Origin of the sequence: Arthrobacter sp. SDTb3-6, from assembly GCF_013376095.1 — a bacterium.
Lineage (GTDB): Bacteria > Actinomycetota > Actinomycetes > Actinomycetales > Micrococcaceae > Specibacter.
Window position 1 is genome coordinate 87,600 of sequence record NZ_JAAMFN010000007.1, and the last position, 17,402, is coordinate 105,001.

Sequence of the window (17,402 nt, forward strand, 5' to 3'; positions counted from 1 at the left end):
GGCGGCAACGCCCGATCAAGGAAGGAAGAACAATGGATCGCCGTGAGGAATTCCTCCGTCGGGCGGCAGACGTCGTCGGGACGGAAAACGTCGTCGCACTCGAGAATCCCGAAGGATACATCGATCCCTATCCGCTGAACGCCGGGCGTGTCCCGTGGCCCGGCGTGCGCCCGGCGGACACCGGCGAGGTGCAGGAGATCGTGCGCCTCGCCACCGAACTCGAGGTGCCGCTTTGGACCTTCTCCTGCGGCAAGAACCTTGGCTATGGGGGCCCCGAGCCCCGCGATGCCGGCACGGTGGCACTGGACCTCAGCCGCATGAACAGGATTCTGCAGGTCGACGACCGCCTCTGTTTCGCGGTGGTGGAACCAGGTGTTACCTTCTTCGACCTGTTCGACTACATCAAGGAACGCGGACTGAAGGTCTGGATGAGCGTTCCCGCCCTCGGCTGGGGCTCGGTGCTGGGCAACATGCTCGACCGCGGCTACGGCATGACACCGCATGGGGACCACGTGAAGTCGCTATGCGGCATGGAGGTCGTGCTGCCGGACGGCGAGCTGGTACGCACCGGAATGGGGGCGATGGAGGGCACCGAGCTCGGTCCGATCTTCCAAGGCGGGTTCGGCCCCACGCTGGACGGGCTGTTCACGCAATCCAACCTCGGCGTGGTCACGCAGGTGGGGCTCTGGTTGCAGCCGGCCCCGCATACCTACGTCAACGGCGACATCGCAGTGGAGCACGAGGAGGACCTGCCGGCGCTTATCGACATCCTGACCACCTTGCGGCGGGAGGAAATCATTCAGAACAACGCCCTGTGTGGCAACGTGGTCCGCGCCGCGACCATGCGCGGCAACCGGGCCAAGTTCTGGGATGGAGAGGGCTCGATCCCCGACTGGAGGCTCGAGGAGATGCGCCAGGAATTCGGCCTGGGCCAATGGAACGGCAAGTTCGCACTCTACGGCGACCGTCGCCTGTGCGAGCGCCGACTGGAAATCATCGAGGAACGCATCGCTGCGATCCCTGGTGCGCGCGTGGACGCCCGGTTCTATTCAGGCACCGAGGGCATGGCCCTGCAGCATGAGGACATCGCGGAGCGTGACCGCACCCAGATGGCCGGGGTGCCGACGCTCAAGCCGCTTTCCACCGTGGGATGGGCCGCGGAAAACGGGGGCCACATCGATGCTGCTCCGATCATCCCGGCGCGCGGCGCGGAAGTTTACTCCTTCTACAAGGAAGCCAAACGCCTCTACACAAAGCATGGATTCGATCTGTACATCGGATACCACCTTTACCCGCGCCACATGGTCCATGTGACGATGATCTTCTTCGAGCGCGGCAACGAGGAAATGCTGGCCCGGGCGCGTGCCCTGTATTCCGAGTTGCTGGAGACGGCCCGTTCGCGCGGGTATGCGCCCTACCGCAGCCATGTGGACTACATGGACCGAATCGCCGACGGCTTTGATTTCAATAACCACGCAGTCCGCCGCCTGCAGGAAAGGATTAAGGATGCCCTGGATCCGGCGGGGATCATTGCTCCGGGTAAGCAGGGGGTTTGGCCGGCGCGCTTCCGCGAGGCGCGGTCCAAGTCCGACGCTATTCTGGCGGCACGTTAGCCGCCGTGCGAACAAGTCCTGCGGTGTCCGGCCCTCGAAGGTCCGGACACCGTGGGACTTGTCATGCCCGTTGCCGTCTGCCGGCGGGGGAGTCTCGCTGGTGGGGGTGGGAAACGGCCGGAACGCGCCTAGGAGGCCTGTTCCGCAGCGTCCGCAAGGCCGACCTCACCGGCTTGGCGTACGGCCTTCAGCGTCGTCTCGTAGTGCCGCCGCAGCAGGCCAGCGGTCTTTTTGGCGTCGCGGTCCAGTGCCGCGTTAAGGATCTCGCGGTGCTCCTTGGCCACATCGCGCTTGACGTCGCGGGTGGCGGCGCCGGCCCATCTGCCGTACAACTGGCTCAGGTCCGAGAGCGTGCAGGTCAGGTCAATGAGCACTGGTACGCCGCAGGCTTCCACGAGTTTCGCGTGGAAGGCCTGGTGGGCATGGTTCCAATCCTCCGTGTGAACATCGGGGTTCTCCGGATCGCGTCGGACCGTACGTTCCAGGGTGTGATGTGCTGCCATGAGTTCGCTCTCCCATTCGAGCGAACCACGTTCGATGGCCATGGAAACTGCCAGGGACTCGTTGACGCAGCGCATCTCGGTGATGTCGCTGAGTTGGGCCAGGGACAGCTCGGGCACGAAGAAGCCGCGGTTGGGCCGCAGCGCCACCAGGCGGTCGCCCACGAGCCGGGTGAGCGCCTCGCGGATCACGGTGCTCGAGGTCGCGTAGTGCAAGGAAAGGTCGGTCAGTTGCAGCCGGGCCCCCGGCGCCCATCGCCCTTCGAGGATGTCATTGCGCAGGGCGTCCCTGATGTGCTTGGACAGGGTCGCTGAATCGGTCATCTTGGCCATAAGGAAATCTTACCAAACGATGTCAAGAATGCATTGTGTCTTGACTTATGCATAGTTTAGGCATGAGACTTGATGCAGATCACTACGTGGCCCCGTGGCCAAACCCGGCTAACCCCAGCACCTAGGAGCGGACATGACCGAATCCCTCATGCAGGATCGAACGCAAATGCGGGTCGATGACTTGTACTGGCGGGAGGAATACTCGCCCATTACGGAGGACGACGCCTTCCTGCGCCGCGTCGCGGAAACCGCCGACCTTCCGGCCCTCATGATTGCCCTGGCCGCGGTGACCGGGGACTACTCGATGCTGCGCCAGGAGTTGCGCCCGCCGCAGCCGCCCGTCGACACCGTCGGTACGCCCCACGGTGGCATGGACGAGGCACAGCGCCAAACGGCCCGGGAACTGGCTTTTGAGGCGCTGCGGCAGGTCCGCGACAACGCGCTGACCCGTGCGAATGTGCTCAGCGACGAACAGGCCACGACCATCCTGGACTGGCTCACCAATGGCGCCAATCCCGATTACCACCCGATGCTCATGCACGACATGGCCCTGGTGCCGCAGCACAACGGGGCCCCGCGCTGGAACGCCGCGGAGGTGGCCCCGGAACGCAATTTCACCGTGGCGATCATCGGATCCGGCGTGGCCGGCATGGCCGCCGCCTACCGCATGCGCCAAGCCGGCATCCCCTACACCGTGTTTGAAAAGGGCAACGAAGTGGGTGGAACCTGGTGGAAAAACACCTACCCGGGCGTGCGGCTTGACACACCCAACTACGCCTACTCCTTCTCATTCGCCCAGCGCGACGACTGGCCGCAGCAATTCTCCGAGGGCCGGGAAATCCTCGAATACACCCGCACCGTCGCCCGGCGCAGCGGCATCACCGAGAACATCCAGATGAACACCGACGTCCTCGGGGCCACGTGGAACGCGGGGGATTCCCTGTGGGAGCTCGAAACGATGCGCGACGGCGTGCGCGAAGTAAGGCGGTTCTCCTCCGTACTGTCCGCCGTCGGCCAGCTGGACCGCCCGAAGGTCCCCCAAACCCCCGGCCGCGAGTCCTTCGCCGGCGTGCAGGTGCATTCGGCGGAATGGGATCCGGCCATCGACCTGCGCGGCAAGCGCGTGGCGGTGATCGGTTCGGGCGCCAGCGCCTATCAGATCGTGCCGGCCATCGTGGACGAGGTCGCCGAGCTCAAGGTCTTCCAGCGCAGTTCCCCCTGGATGCTTCCGACCCCGTTTTACTACGAGGACATGCCTGAGACCGTGATGTGGCTCGCGGAGCACCTGCCGCAATACGGCCAGTGGCTGCGCTTCTGGCAGCACTGGCTCGGCGTTGAAGGACGCCAGCACACCACCGCCGCGGATCCGGCGTGGACCACCCCGGGCTCGGTGTCCGCCGTGAACGAACGCGTTCGCCAGCAGCTCATGGAGTTGCTCAAGGTGCAGTACTCGGATCGCCCGGACCTGCTCGCCAAGGTCACCCCCGACTACATCGTCGGCGGCAAACGAATGCTGCGCGACAACGGGGTCTGGTCGGCCAGCCTGAAGAAGCCGCAGACCTCGCTCATCACCAACGGCCTGGCCGGCATCCGACCGGAGGGCATCGTCGACGGCACGGGAACGCTGCACGAACTTGACGTCATCATCTATGCCACGGGCTTCCAGGCCTCCGAATTCCTCGAACCGCTGAAGGTCACGGGCCTTGAGGGCCGCGACCTGCACGAATATTGGGCGGGCAATGCCACCGCGTACGCGGGCATCACCGTGCCAGGCTTCCCGAACTTCTTCATCGTTTCCGGACCGAACACCGGCCATGTGGTTAATGGTTCGCTGTTCTCCATGATTGAGTACGGGCTGAGCTACATCCTCGATGCCATGCACATCGTTCTCCGAAGCGGAATCGTCGCGCTCGACCTCAAGCAGGAGGCGCTGGAAAGATTCGTCGAGACCATAGACGCGGCCAACGCACAGAAGGCCTGGGGCCACCCGGATGTGCAGACCTGGTACAAGAACAAGTTCGGCCGGGTATCCCAGATTTGGCCACTGCCTGTGCTCGAATACTGGAACGTGACCCGGGCGGTCAAGCTCGAAGACTATGAGATCGTCACGTGAGCCCCAGGGCCGTCCAGGCTTTCCGCGGCATACACTATGGCCGGCCGGCCAACCCGGGGGACCGGTTTAGCACCCTCGTGGATCCGGCACCGGGCGAACGCAGCGAACCGGCCGCCTTTCCGCAGCTTCCCGGCGGCCTGGACTGGCTGTTGGGCCCCGCGCTGGCCGAACTGCCGCAACGGGAGGACGCCTTTCAGCTGAACGTGTTCGCCCCGGAGGGGGCCTCGGGGCTGCCGGTGCTTTTTTATATCCCGGGTGGCGCCTTTATCTCAGGTGCCGGAACCGTGCGCTGGTACGACGGCGGACGGCTCGCAGCGGAAGGCAGCTGCGTTGTCGTCAGCGTCAACTACCGCTTGGGCATGCTCTCGCACGCCGGCGAAATTGGCGGCGGCAACCTTGGCCTGTCCGACCTGGTGCAGGCGCTGCGCTGGGTGCGCGGGAACATCGCGAGCTACGGGGGCGACGCCGGGAAGGTCACGCTGGTCGGACAGTCCGCCGGGGCGTTTTATGCCTTTGCACTCAGCCAGCTGGAGGAGACCCGCGGGATGGTCGCGAGGACGGCACTGCTGTCCCTGGCGTTCCAGCCGCCGCTGGACACCGCTGAGACGGCCGGGCGCCGGGCGCTGGCGGCCGACGTGCTGGAGGGTAAGGACCCGTCCGCCGTCGGCATCAACCGGCTGCTCGAGGCCCAGGCAAGGATTGGCCGGGCTCATGCGGGGAAGGGGCTGGGCATCATGCCCAGTGCCGACGAAACGATGCCTGCCGACCTTTTTGCGCCTGGGGCCGCTGCGCGACGGCTGCACGTGGACGAACTGTTGCTTACACATACGGCCTCTGAAGCATCCGCGTTCCTTGGCCAGGCCCCGGAGGCAGCTTTTGACCCGTCCGCCGTGGCAGGATTTCTTCGTGCACACTTTGAGGATCCGCAGGCCGTGGGGACACACCTGGCAGCCCTGAACCCGGAATCACCCAAGGCGCAGCTGGCCGGGGCCATGACGCTGCACCAGTTCGAGACGTACGCGACGGAATTGGCTTTGGCCGTCCAGGCGGCAGGCCGGAAGGCGGCCTGTGTCCGCTTCGAGCATGCTGCGCGGGACGTCCGCATGGGAGCGGCCCACGGTTTCGACGTCCCCTTCCTGTTCGGCAACCGCCTCGATTGGGCAGATTCGCCCATGCTGGAAGGCACCATCGAGGAGGAGTTCGAGGCTGTGGGCGCCCACCTCCGCTCGCTGGTGCTGGGTTTTGTCAACGAGGGATGGGGCGGCGTTCCAAATTCCACGGGGGTCAGACCCTTGAACGGGGCCGATCCACACGGCTACGCCCTGGATGCCCGGGGGGTGCGCCGAGTGCCGCTTGCGGACCGCTTTGCCGCCAAGCGGGGGGGTGCGGAACGCCGCCGTCGGCAGCTGACCGGGTAGGCGGTCTGCAGGGGAGCGCCACTCCGGCAGGGCGTGGTCGCCTGTCCTAGAGCCCTAGAGCCTTGGAGCCTTGGAGCCTTGGAGCCTTGGAGCCTTGGAGCCTTGGAGCCGTGCGCCCGCCTGACTGGCTCTTGTGGCAGCTGGGCGTGAAGGCCTACGCCCCTGTTACGGACCGCAGCGCGGCATCCGGCACCGTGTTCGCCTCAACTCACCACCAAACAACTGCGCACGCAAGGTCATTGTGACCGTATCGTCGTAATTTTTTTATGTCCGCCCCCAAAGTTTTGTGGTCGCCGTGGTGGTGATTGGTGCGGGCCACTGTCCGGGGCAGTAGGCCGGCCATCAGGGTGGGCAGAAAGTTGTACCAGTCGTCGATATCAGCTGTGACTTCCGTCCGACCAGCAGCCCAGTTGGCGTTGTTGGCTGGCAGGTTGTCCGCTCATGCGGCGGGAGGCCTGGCGATGAGGGCTGCACCGTCGGTCTTCACCGTTATGGGCCCGGTGGCGGCAGGAACCACGGCGGTCGTGCCCTTGGCCATGTTCAGGGTTCCCGCTGTGCTGATGAGCCGTGATGACCCTTCCGTGGCAATGATGATGGCAAATCCGGGGCCGTAGCCGGCGGACGAAGTCGTCCGGTCGAGCCGGAACCAGGCTTTGGTGAAGGTGGGCAAGGCAGGTCCCTCCAGTGCCGCGCGGCGCACGAGATCGCCGATTTGCCTGGGGGCGGTGGCCTGGATGTTCACTGCTTCGAGGGCGCGGTCGAAGCCCAGTCCCAGATGACCCTCTGCCGCTCCGTCGACGGCAAACCCTTCCCATTCCAGCAGGATCGACAGGTCGGAGGGCTGCTGGACTTCCGCCAGGAGCACGGACTTGCCAATGGCGTGGAGTGTTCCGGGCGGGACGGTGACCGAGTCATTTTTGGCGACGGCCACCTTGTTGAGCAGGCGCAGGAGCGTGGTGGTGTCCTGGGTGCGGACCAACCGGGCGAGCCCGGCGCGGTCAATGTCCGCGCGCAGGCCCAGGTAGACGTCGCCAGGTTCCAGAATGAACCACGCCTCGGCCTTCCCGTGGGCTGAGGCGAGTTCCGTTGCGGCGAAGGCATCGTCTGGATGCGCATGCACGGGCAGTCGCTGTCCGGCGTCCAGAAGTTTTACGAGGATCATCGAGTCCGCGCCCCAGCGCGCCACGTGCCCGGCGCCCAGCCAGGCGATCGGGTCTTTTCTGACTGCGTCCAGCAGTAGGGTTCCATCGGGAAGTGTGGTCAGCCCGGCTGGCGCCGCGCCGCGAACCGGTGTCGTGGATGCCACCCAGTCCTCAGGGGTATGGTCCAGGCCAGGGGGGAGTGAGCGGAAAGCGTCGATTTTCGCGCCGCCTTTGTAGAACCGCGCCGCCGGCCGGTTTGTCCCCACTACCAATGGGCCGTGGGGCGGTTTCATTGCGCGGCTTTGTGGTTTTCGGACTGGCCGGAGGCTGTGGCGACAAGGATTTGGACGCCCGCATGCCCAAGTGCCTCGGCGAGTTCTGACGGCGGGGCGGCGTCGGTAACGAGGTACTGAGCGCGATCGAGCCCGGCGATCTGTGCAAAGAGAGGCTCGGTGAATTTGGACGAATCGGCGAGAATGGCAACGCGCGTCGCTCGCTCCATCATTTCACCCATCATTACGGCTTCGGAGAGATTGCTGGTCGAATAGCCGCCCTTGGCCGACACGGCACCCACGGAGATGAGTGCAAGATCGCAGCGCAGCTGAAGGTCCCGGCCCCCTGGAAGCTGGAGACTCACCGGTCCGATCGTCGCCTGGCCGCCAATACGTACGGATCCGCCGAACAAGTAGAGGTCGCGGACGATATTCGGAGAGATTTCTGTTGCGATGCGCAGATTGTTGGTTGCGATCGTGAGATCCCGCCGCTCACCCAGGTGCCGGACCACCGAAAGGGTGGTCGTGCCGGCGTTGATCATGAGCACGGAATTGCTGGAGACCAGCGTTGCGGCAAGGGCGCCGATCCGTTCCTTCTCCTCGGTGTGGATTTGCATGCGCACGTCAAGCCTTTTCTCCGCCGCGCCAATGACGTCCACGCTCACCGCACCTCCGTGGGTACGGACCACCAGGCCTCTTCGGTGTAGCTGGTGGAGGTCCCGTCGGATAGTGTCGGCGGAAACTTCGAACCGGGCTGCGAGCTGCGCGACCGTGGCGTGCTCGGCCTCGGCGACGTAGGCGAGGAGTTCAGCCTTGCGGCCGGCGGGGAGGCGCGCCGGCGCTGGCGTTGTTTGATGGTCCACGTCCCATTCCTAACAGATTATGCGGTTTTGTGCGAGTTAAAGATGTAGATATCGGAAAATTACCGCACGCCGGACACCCCGGAAGCGTTCCACACGGCAATGCTCGACGGCTGGTGTGGGCGTGGATGCACGGCTTCCCCCTGGTTTGCGAACTATTTTCGGCATATCCGTAAAAGTCCTTGCCCGGGGGAGGAGGACGCGCGTAAAATCGCAATACCATGCAGAAAACTGTAACTTCAAGCACATTCAGGCAAGACCTTGAAACCCTCTGATTGGAGAAAAATGAGCATCGATGCTCGGGGTCGTTCGAAACGGCTCGCTTGGAAGACAACGATCGTGGCGCTCGTAACGGCGGTGGTGCTACTCGTGGCAGGATGCACGGGCACCCCCAGCAACAACAACGCGAACACGAACCAGAAAGTGCAGCTCACCTTCTCCCAGTGGTGGGCGCCGGAGATGCCGGCCGGTGCACTGCAGAACTTGATAGACCAATTCCAAACCCAGAACCCCAACATCAGCGTCAAGCTGATCAGCGCTCCGTTCGCGTCGCTGCAGACCCAAACCATTTCGGAGGCAGCGTCCGGTACCCTTCCCGACGTCGTCGGCCTCGACGGGGCATGGGTCAATCCCTTGTTCAAGCAGGGTGCCCTGCTGAACCTGACCAACGCGATGAAGAGCGCGAATTATGACCCGAAGGATCTGGCAAGCCAGGTCGGGTATAACGGCGCCACGTACATGATCCCCGTCGTGAACTTCGTCTACCCCCTGTTCACGAACGACGCCATTCTCGCCAAGGCGGGCATCTCGAGCCCGCCAAAGACGTGGTCCGAGTTCACGGCCGACGCAAAGAAGATCAGCCAGTCCCAAGCCGGCGCGAAGGGGTGGGTGGTGCCCTTGGGCACGACCAACCCGAACGGCGTCCAGAACGACATTCTCTCCTGGGCCTGGGCATCCGGCGGGAGCATGCTCAAGAACGGCAAGCCTAACCTGACCGGAAACCCTGATGTCACCGGCGCCGTAAATCTGGTAAAGGATCTCGTCCAGTCAAACGCTGTCTTGCCTGGTGCGAACGGCCTGCAGGAAACCGACAAGGTCGAGAACTTTATCAACGGCCGAGTCGGAATGATGGTCGACTCGCTCGCCCATGTCACCACCATCACCAAGGGCAACGCCAAGCTGAAGTTCTCGGTCTCGGCGCAGCCGGTGAAGGACGGCTATATGGGAAAGCCCGGCATCCTCACGGCGTCCTGGGGCATTGGCATCTCAGCGAAGTCGCAGCATCCGGCCGAGGCGTGGAAGCTGGTGCAGTTCCTCATGAGCCAGGCGACCAATTCGAAGCTTTCGACACTCGCTAACGGCTTCCCCGGGAACAAGGTGTCCAAGCCGGACTTCACTGGGGCAGACCCGCACTTCCAGCAGGCCTTTGCGATCTATCAGAGGAGCAACCCGGTTAACGAGTTTACCGGCCTTCCAGCTGCGAACCAGCTCATGACCGATTTCCTGAACGAATTCCAAAAGACGGTGGCCAACCAGGAATCCACGGACAAGATGCTCTCCAACGTCCAGGCCCAATGGCAACAGCAGTTCTGATCCGTGCAGCCCGGACTTAAGACCCCTTTGCCGGCTGCGTGCCTGAAAAAACCCGCAGCCGGCTGGGACGGAGACGAGGATATGGCTTCATCACTTTTGACACCTGGGCAGGACCAGCGCTCCGCGACTGTTCCCGCCGGCCGCCACCAGCGGCCGCTGAGGGAACGACTCGAGCCGTACCTGTTGATCAGCCCGACGATGCTCCTCATCCTGGGGCTGATGGTGATTCCCATCGTCATCGTCATTGGCTACTCGCTGATGGACAACGTGGTCACCAACCCAACGCCGAAGTTTGTTGGCATTTCGAACTACGTCACCATCCTCACGACGCCCGCCTTCTGGAGTGCCGCGGGCAACACGCTGATCTTCACGGTCGGCAGCGTCGTCGCGCACATGGTGATCGGCATTCTGTTCGCGCTGATGCTCAACTCCAAGACCATGGCTCGGGTACCCCGGGCGATTTTCCGGGCGATCTACATACTGCCTTGGATCTTCACCGCCTCGGTCGTGGCCGTGCTTTGGCGGCTCCTGCTGGATCCCAGCGGCGTCATCAACTACCTGTTCACAAGCGTTGGTCTCTTGCATGAAGCAGTGCCGTGGCTCGCAACGGCCTCCACAGCACTGCTGGCGGTGACCGTGATCAACATATGGTCCGGCTATCCCTTCTTCATGATCAGCCTGCTCGCCGGACTTCAGGGCGTGCCGACTGACCTCTATGAGGCGGCCAGGGTCGACGGCGCAGGGTTTTTCCGCCAGTTCGTCAGCGTTACGTTGCCTGCGCTGAAACCGATCCTGTACAGCATGGCGCTTCTGGACCTGCTCTGGACCACCCAGCAGTTCACGCTGATTTGGGCGACCACCGGAGGTGGCCCGCTGGAGCGCACGGAGGTGCTCAGCACGTTCACCTACAAACTGGCCTTCAACAGCTATCAGTTCTCGATGGCCGCGACGAGCGCCGTCATCGTGCTCGCCGGTTCCCTGGTGGTGGCCGTCTTCTACGTGCGCCGCCAACGCAAGGCGGCGCAGCGATGAGCGCCTTCACAAGCAGTGCATTGCGGCGCCGGGTAAGGGCTCGCATCGGCCTCTATTTCGGCCTCACGCTGGGAGCAGTTTTTGCAGGCTTTCCGGTCCTGTGGATGCTGTCGAGTTCGTTCAAATCGAACAGCAACATCTTCGCGTATCCGCCCAAGTTGTTCGACTCGTCGTTCACTCTGGCGCCCTACCTGGCCGTTCTGTCCAACCCGGTCCAAATTGGCTACTTCGTCAACAGCTACGTTGTCGCCCTGTCGGTGACCGTGGTGACGCTGTTTGTCGCGCTGATCACCGGATACGTGTTCAGCCGGTACGAATTTCCACTCAAGCGCATCATCAACGTCGTGATCATTGGTGTCCAGGCCGTGCCACCCATCACGCTGCTGATTCCCTTTTTCGGCATCATGGTCGCCCTCAAGCTTTACAACACCTATCAGGGGCTGATTATCACCTACGTGGTCTTCACCCTGCCCTATGCCGTGATCATGATGACGGCCTACTTCGACAGCCTCCCGAAGGAGATGGACGAAGCGGCAAAGGTCGACGGTGCGAGCGCGCAATCGATCCTGTGGAGGATATTGGTGCCGATCTCCGTCCCGGGCATGGTGTCCGTGGGGCTGTACACCTTCATGATCTCGTGGAACGAATACCTGTTTGCCCTCACGCTCACGCAAACCGATGACCGCCGGACGGTTCCGGTGGGTATCCAGCTTCTCATGGGCCAAAACAACTACCTCTGGAACGAGGTCATGGCCATGAGCATCCTGGGCTCGATTCCAGTACTCGTGCTCTTCCTCATCTTCCAGCGCTACTTCATCGGTGGACTCGCAGCAGGTGCTGTCAAAGCATGAACATGGCACTGCAAGCCCCTTTACCCGCACAACAAATCAAGGAGAAAACAACGTGTTGATCAACGGCAAGGACCTGCTCGACGTAGCGAACCGCCACAACTTCGCAGTCCCGGCGTTCAACGTCAGCGACTACGCCATGAGCAATGGCCTCTTCGAAGTCTGCGAAGAAAAAACAGCACCATGGATCCTAGCGATCCACCCCGATGAGGTCGCACACATCGGCCACGAGGTGATCCTGGCCTTGCGGGAGCGGGCACACCGCTCCCCGGTACCGGTCGCGATCCACTGGGACCACGGCGGCAGCTACGAGCAAATCCTCACCGCGATGAAGATCGGGTTCACCTCCTTCATGATTGACGGTTCGATGCTTCCCTTTGAAGAAAACGTAGCCCTCACCAAGCGCGTCGTCGACGCGGCCCACGCCGTGGGCCTCTCCGTCGAAGGCGAGCTCGGCACGATCGGCAAGACCGACAATCAGGCCGAGGCCGGCACCGACGACATCATCTACACGGATCCGGCCCAGGCTGCGGAGTTCGTCGATCGAACAGGGGTCGACAGCCTCGCCGTCGCGATCGGCACCCGGCATGGAATCTATCCATCGACACTCAAACCCGAACTCAAACTCGACCTGCTTCGGGAAATCAAGGCGAGCGTGGGCCTGCCGATTGTGTTGCACGGTGGATCGAACAACCCAGACTCAGAAATCGCACAGTCGGTCAAACTCGGCGTGAACAAGATCAATATCTCCAGCGACATCAAGGTCGCGTACTTCAACGCCATGCGCGAAGTGCTGGCCGATCCCGACCTGCGCGAACCGAACCTCATCGAACCCCCCGCGGCAGATGCCATGAAGCGCATCGCCGCCCAAAAGATCGACCTGTTTGACGCAGCGGGCAAGGCATACCTCTACACCGGCGCCCCGGCCCCGGCCACCGAAGCTGCAGCAACCGGAACCGGAGTGCGGGTCGGTTGATGGCCAAGGAGGCAATACTCGGACTCGGCGGCACCATCGATTACGAGCTCAACTGGAATGCGGCGGCCCTCGAATCGCTCGCCGCCGAGTTCGATATCGCCAACCTTGACTCCGCCATGCCCCAGACCATTGACTCCGAACGCTCCCTCGTGTTGTCAATGCTGCACCATTTCCGGGCAGGCAGCGGCAGCGAACATTTCGTTGAGTCCACCGACGTCATCGAAAAGTTCGCAACACGGTTCGGCTACCGGGTCACCCTTGGCGGAACACCCGTGCGAGCGGCGCTGGCGATGAGCGCACTCGGCATCGGCAGCACCGTCCACCTCGTCTCCATCGACGATGATGTTCGCCGGCTCCTGCCCGCCGACGTCGACTACCTCTGCAGCGCTGAACACGATTCCACGGACCCACACCTGATCGTTCAATACCCGGCACGAGCCCGGATCCGCCTCGCCGGCGGCGAGATCACCTCCCCGGGACCCAACCGGCTCATCTACCCATGCGACCGCCCCAACGCCGAACTCGTGCTCAGCGAAAGGCTGCCGGAAGCACTCAGCACCGCGAGCGTCTTCCTCATCTCCGGAATGAACTCCATCCAGCACCACGCCACCCTCGAAGCGCGGTTGGAGCAGCTGCGCGCAGCACTACGCCGCCTTCCCCGGGATGCGGTGACGGTCTATGAGGACGCAGGCTTCCACGTGCCCGAACTCAGCCAGGTGGCACGGGCCGCCCTCGCACCGCACGTGGACATCTACAGCCTCAATGAAGACGAACTCATGGGTGAGCTTGCATGCCGGGTGGACCTGCTGGACCCCGGCGGAGTATCAACTGCCGTTCGGGAACTGGCGGTGCACGTTCCCACGCCGACCATCATCCTCCACACACGCCATTTCGCCCTCGCTCACGGCCAGTCCGCACATCGCATGGGGCCGATCCTGGCCAGCGGGATCGCCATCTCGGGCGCGAGATTTGCCTTCGGTGACGCCGCAGGACGTGAGGAGGCCGAACTGCTTGATCGGACTGGCCGGCGCAGCCGGGCAGGTCAAGCTGTAGCAAACGCGCTCAACGGCCGTAGGGACTTCTGCGTGGTTCCTGCCTTCGACCTTCAGGACATCACAACGCCGACAACCATCGGCCTCGGAGACTCCTTCGTCGGCGGCGCCATTGCAGCCATCGTCCGCAATGCCCGCCAAAGGAAAAAAGTGTCAGCGTCGGAAGCGTAGCGGTCTTATGACCAATAATCCTGGGTGCTTCCCGGTGAGGGGGATCCACGCGTTGTTTCCGATGGCCGTCCGTCAGGTGACGGCCCGGCCTGGGCCGACGGCGATCAAGCGGACTGGTTATGAGCGGTTGGTGCCGTCCCGGCCTGACACTGTAAGGGTCCGGCGGCCGCTGGTCCTGGTTTCATGGTTCGAGGGTTTTGGAATCCCAAGTCGAGGGCTGCCAGTTCGCCGGGTCGATCCTTCCGGCGTACATGGGCAGCTCCACGGTCCGGTCACTGGACCGGTACTGGCTCCACATCCGGTTGAGCCCTGCCGTGCCAAAACGCCGTACCCGGTCCACATGTCCCAGATCCAGCGTATCCAGCAGGACCATGGGATTTTCGCTGAAGGCTTCGGTCCTCACGAGTCCCTCCGGATCCACAACCAGGCTCTTTCCCATCCCCACCGGGCCGGCGCAGTTCACGCTGACCATGAAGGTCTGGTTCACGATCGCGTTGGCCCGTGCGAGGATGAGCTCCTGCTGCCGGTCCGGTGTTGTTGTTTTGACCACGTTGAGAATCACGTCGGCGCCGAGCCATGCCAGCTGCCGGCTGTGCTCCGGGAACCAGGCGTCGTAGCAGATGGATAGTCCGGCCCGTCCGACGCCGTCCAGGTCGAAGACCACGAACTGGTTGCCCGGAACGTATGGTTCGGAAGGGCGCCAGGGGAAGATTTTACGGTAACTGGCCACCAGTTTTCCCTCTGGTGAAAACGCCAGCGCGGTGTTGAATAGGTCGCCGTCCTTGGACAATTCGCAGATGCTGCCGGGCACCAGCCAGATCTTCAGGTCCCCTGCCATCGCACCCAGATCCTTGACGAGGTCGCCGTTGATGGGTTGCGCCGCTTCCAGCAGCGTCTGGTTGCGCCGTGCGGCGGGCTCCTGGTCGCCGAAGAGGTGCAACTCTGGGTACATGACCAGGCGCACCTCCGGATTTTCGAAGGTGATTTCGGCCAACTCCTCGGCGAAGGCGGACAGCGGTTCACCGATCAGCCGAGGCTGGGCTTGGACCGCAGCGATCGGCAGGGTCCGTGGCAAGGTGGCCTGGCGAGCCGACCCGGACGTGGGGTTGCTTTGCGCCGCCACTTACGCCTCGACCTCTTCGAGGGCCAGTTCCGGCGGCTGCCGTCGGAAGCCGCGTGTCAGGTAGGTCAGGTACAGCAAGCCCAGGATGAGCCAGCTGGCACCCAGCCAGAGTGCTGCACTGTCGAGGCTGCTGAGCAGGTAGGCGCAGATGATGGCGCCCAGTGCGGGCAGAATGACATAGCCCAGGACCGGGAGCCGGTTTCCGGCCTGCCGCTGGCGGATGAAATAGGCGATCGTGGAAATGTTCACCATGGTGAAGGCGATGAATGCCCCAAAGTTGATGAACGACGTTGAGGTTGCGACGTCCAGGAACAGGGCGATCAGGCCGATGGCGGCGCAGAGCAGAATGTTCAGCGCAGGAGTGTGGAATTTGGGGTGGATGTAGCCGAAGAAGCGGCGGGGGAGGGAGCTGTCACGGCCCATCGCGTAGAGGAGCCGGGATGCGCTGGACTGGGCGGCAATGCCGGAAGCGAACTGGGTAACCACCAGACCGGCCAGAAACACTGCGCTGAACAGGTTGCCGCCGATGTCGCCGGCGATCTCGAATGCCGCCGAAGCGGGATCGCTGAAGGTGCTGCCGGGGTGGACCAGTTGGGTGACGTAGCTGATGACCACAAAGATCCCGCCGCCAATCAGTGCCACCAGCATGATGGCTCGGGGGATGGTGTGCCGAGGGTTCTTGGCCTCTTCCGCCAGGGTGGTGACGGCGTCGAACCCCAGGAAGGAGTAGGCCGCAATGGCCGCACCGCCGGAAATCATGCTCAGGTTGGTGTTTGGATTCAAGAAGGGGGCGGCAGAGACCAGACCGCCGGCTCCGTGAGTGCCGACGATGGAATTGATGGACAATACCAGGAAGATCGCGATGACCAGAACCTGGAAGGCCATGAGCGCCAGTGTCGCCCGTTCTGCCACCATAATGCCCAAGAGATTCAGTAGCGTGGTGAGCACAATAAAGCCGACGATCCATAGCCAGAACGGAACGCCGGGGAATTCGGCTTGGAGGAATGAAGCGCCGATCAGCCAGATGACCATGGGCAGGAAGAAGTAGTCCAGCATCGCCGCCCAGCCGACCAGGAAGCCGACGCGGGAGTCGATGGTGCGCCGGACGTAGGTGTAAGCCGATCCGGCCACCGGGAAGGCCTTCGCCATCCGGCCGTAGCTTTGAGCCGTAAACAGCATGGCCACCAAGGCCATGACGTAGGAGGCCGCAACGGCACCGCCGCTGGCCACGGCGATGACGCCGAATGTGCCGAGCACAATCAGTGGCGCCATGTAGGCGACCCCGAAAAGGACCACGGAGCCAAGTCCCAAGGAACGATTTAGGTGGGGCGCGCCGCCGGGCGCGGTGATTGTCGGTTGGGTCTGGGTCACGGGTAGCTCCTGGATGGATGAACGGGCTTTATCCTCCAGTGGACTGTGAGCCGCGCCACTGGAAAGACATCGCTAACTTACCCCGTGGTGGGGCTCTTGAGGGCCGGCAGATGAACAGGATCGATGGCCCTAATTTGTGCAATTGCCCGATGCAGCAATGAACAAATGGCTGTTCGCCAAGCGGCTGTCTGGTTCGGGCATCGGCGCTGCCCGGTTCCATTTTGATGGGCAGTTGGCCTTTGAGGGCATGTCGCAGGGCGAGGCAGCGGCCGGGCAGCCATCGCCAGGTACGATTTCCAAGAGATGTGTGTATGTTGCCCGGCCGGCTAGCCAGCGTCCGATTACGGGTGTGGCCCTGAATGCGTTGACGGTCCTGTCCAGGAGAACTTGTGTGTCGCTTCCGGAGTCAAGGATTGTGTTCCGGGCTGAAGCGGAATCGACCATGACGGCGGTTATGGCCAGGCCGTCTGAGGCCTCGGTCGTGAGGAGTGCGTCTACCTGGGCTGCAAAGGCGGAGTCACTTGATTTTGCGTGAACGTCCATTGCCACGGCGTGGTTGCTGGAGACGTAGTTTCCACTGCCTGCCGTCAGCCGGATGATGACAGGCGTCGCACCTGTTGGGCGGATGGTCTGTGAATCGATCACCTCGGAGAAGTGGTTGCCGATGATGGAATTGTTGCTGCCGTTGATGCGGAGAAGTCCGTACACGTCGTCCCGCCCGTTGTCGGTTCCGAGGAAGGGCGTCCATGGCTCATGGTCGCGCAAGAAATGATTCGTGGCCACGAGGTTCCCTGAACTGTTTCCGGCCAGCCCTACCATGCCGGGGTGGAACGCATGCAGGCGGTTGTCGGTGATTCTTGAGGCCTGTCCCCACCCCCGCAGTTCACACTGACTTGGAACGGAAACACCATGGAATTGTTGGCCGTGACAAGCCATGTCCCGCCACTCATCGAGCGACAGTTTTTGCCAAACATTGGGGACGGCT

General features: G+C 63.0%; 13 protein-coding genes and 1 pseudogene. 8 read left to right on the plus strand and 6 right to left on the minus strand.

The genetic code is table 11. The features are described 5' to 3' along the window. Window positions 1–32 precede the first annotated feature (32 nt). The gene (locus G6035_RS05555; protein ID WP_176616076.1) at window positions 33–1,613 is read left to right on the plus strand and encodes an FAD-binding oxidoreductase; all 1,581 of its coding nucleotides are present in this window, start codon (window positions 33–35) and stop codon (window positions 1,611–1,613) included. Between the two features lie 128 nt (window positions 1,614–1,741). Here G6035_RS05555 and G6035_RS05560 read toward each other — a convergent pair whose 3' ends face one another. Further along, window positions 1,742–2,446, minus strand: coding sequence for a GntR family transcriptional regulator (locus G6035_RS05560; protein WP_176616077.1), 705 nt, complete (start codon window positions 2,444–2,446; stop codon window positions 1,742–1,744). A 133-nt stretch (window positions 2,447–2,579) separates the two neighbouring features. On the opposite strand from G6035_RS05560, the gene G6035_RS05565 reads away from it, so the two are divergent. Both G6035_RS05565 and G6035_RS05570 read left to right on the plus strand, forming a co-directional pair. After that, complete coding sequence (locus G6035_RS05565) at window positions 2,580–4,559, plus strand: NAD(P)/FAD-dependent oxidoreductase (RefSeq protein ID WP_218062981.1); 1,980 nt, start codon at window positions 2,580–2,582, stop codon at window positions 4,557–4,559. Further along, a complete protein-coding gene (locus G6035_RS05570; RefSeq protein WP_176616078.1) occupies window positions 4,556–5,977 on the plus strand; it encodes a carboxylesterase family protein in 1,422 nt (473 codons plus the stop codon). Before G6035_RS05565 ends, G6035_RS05570 begins: the two co-directional genes overlap by 4 nt. A 439-nt stretch (window positions 5,978–6,416) precedes the next feature. Here G6035_RS05570 and G6035_RS05575 read toward each other — a convergent pair whose 3' ends face one another. Continuing rightward, window positions 6,417–7,283 carry a class I mannose-6-phosphate isomerase gene (locus G6035_RS05575; protein WP_371130864.1) on the minus strand — a complete coding sequence of 289 codons (867 nt, stop codon included), beginning with the start codon at window positions 7,281–7,283 and terminating at the stop codon, window positions 6,417–6,419. A 125-nt stretch (window positions 7,284–7,408) separates the two neighbouring features. Continuing rightward, on the minus strand, window positions 7,409–8,254 hold the full coding sequence (locus G6035_RS05580; protein ID WP_176616080.1) for a DeoR/GlpR family DNA-binding transcription regulator: 846 nt from the start codon (window positions 8,252–8,254) through the stop codon (window positions 7,409–7,411). Window positions 8,255–8,536: 282 nt separating this feature from the next. Between G6035_RS05580 and G6035_RS05585 the strand changes: the two genes are divergently transcribed. From G6035_RS05585 to G6035_RS05605, 5 genes are all read left to right on the plus strand, one after another. Then, window positions 8,537–9,844 carry an ABC transporter substrate-binding protein gene (locus G6035_RS05585; protein ID WP_176616081.1) on the plus strand — a complete coding sequence of 436 codons (1,308 nt, stop codon included), beginning with the start codon at window positions 8,537–8,539 and terminating at the stop codon, window positions 9,842–9,844. An 81-nt stretch (window positions 9,845–9,925) separates the two neighbouring features. Continuing rightward, the gene (locus G6035_RS05590) at window positions 9,926–10,876 is read left to right on the plus strand and encodes a carbohydrate ABC transporter permease (RefSeq protein WP_176616082.1); all 951 of its coding nucleotides are present in this window, start codon (window positions 9,926–9,928) and stop codon (window positions 10,874–10,876) included. Further along, the gene (locus G6035_RS05595; RefSeq protein ID WP_176616083.1) at window positions 10,873–11,727 is read left to right on the plus strand and encodes a carbohydrate ABC transporter permease; all 855 of its coding nucleotides are present in this window, start codon (window positions 10,873–10,875) and stop codon (window positions 11,725–11,727) included. Before G6035_RS05590 ends, G6035_RS05595 begins: the two co-directional genes overlap by 4 nt. Before the next feature lie 52 nt (window positions 11,728–11,779). Next, window positions 11,780–12,700 (plus strand): ketose-bisphosphate aldolase, encoded by a 921-nt coding sequence (locus G6035_RS05600; RefSeq protein ID WP_176616084.1) that lies wholly within the window; start codon window positions 11,780–11,782, stop codon window positions 12,698–12,700. Beyond that, on the plus strand, window positions 12,700–13,923 hold the full coding sequence (locus tag G6035_RS05605) for an ADP-dependent glucokinase/phosphofructokinase (protein ID WP_176616085.1): 1,224 nt from the start codon (window positions 12,700–12,702) through the stop codon (window positions 13,921–13,923). The genes G6035_RS05600 and G6035_RS05605 overlap by 1 nt, the downstream gene beginning before the upstream one ends. A gap of 181 nt (window positions 13,924–14,104) precedes the next feature. On the opposite strand, the gene G6035_RS05610 is transcribed toward G6035_RS05605, so the two are convergent. From G6035_RS05610 to G6035_RS05620, 3 genes and pseudogenes are all read right to left on the minus strand, one after another. After that, window positions 14,105–15,046 carry a carbon-nitrogen hydrolase family protein gene (locus G6035_RS05610; protein WP_371130865.1) on the minus strand — a complete coding sequence of 314 codons (942 nt, stop codon included), beginning with the start codon at window positions 15,044–15,046 and terminating at the stop codon, window positions 14,105–14,107. Continuing rightward, window positions 15,047–16,417 carry an APC family permease gene (locus G6035_RS05615; RefSeq protein ID WP_371130866.1) on the minus strand — a complete coding sequence of 457 codons (1,371 nt, stop codon included), beginning with the start codon at window positions 16,415–16,417 and terminating at the stop codon, window positions 15,047–15,049. A 336-nt stretch (window positions 16,418–16,753) separates the two neighbouring features. Then, window positions 16,754–17,358: pseudogene (locus G6035_RS05620) on the minus strand (right-handed parallel beta-helix repeat-containing protein); the annotation flags it as partial. Between the last annotated feature and the right edge of the window lie 44 nt (window positions 17,359–17,402).

Coding starts and splice junctions, on each gene's coding strand:
- G6035_RS05585 (WP_176616081.1), top strand. CDS start 8,537: ATGAGCATCGATGCTCGGGGTCGTTCGAAACGGCTCGCTTGGAAGACA.
- G6035_RS05555 (WP_176616076.1), top strand. CDS start 33: ATGGATCGCCGTGAGGAATTCCTCCGTCGGGCGGCAGACGTCGTCGGG.
- G6035_RS05560 (WP_176616077.1), bottom strand. CDS start 2,446: ATGGCCAAGATGACCGATTCAGCGACCCTGTCCAAGCACATCAGGGAC.
- G6035_RS05590 (WP_176616082.1), top strand. CDS start 9,926: ATGGCTTCATCACTTTTGACACCTGGGCAGGACCAGCGCTCCGCGACT.
- G6035_RS05565 (WP_218062981.1), top strand. CDS start 2,580: ATGACCGAATCCCTCATGCAGGATCGAACGCAAATGCGGGTCGATGAC.
- G6035_RS05595 (WP_176616083.1), top strand. CDS start 10,873: ATGAGCGCCTTCACAAGCAGTGCATTGCGGCGCCGGGTAAGGGCTCGC.
- G6035_RS05605 (WP_176616085.1), top strand. CDS start 12,700: ATGGCCAAGGAGGCAATACTCGGACTCGGCGGCACCATCGATTACGAG.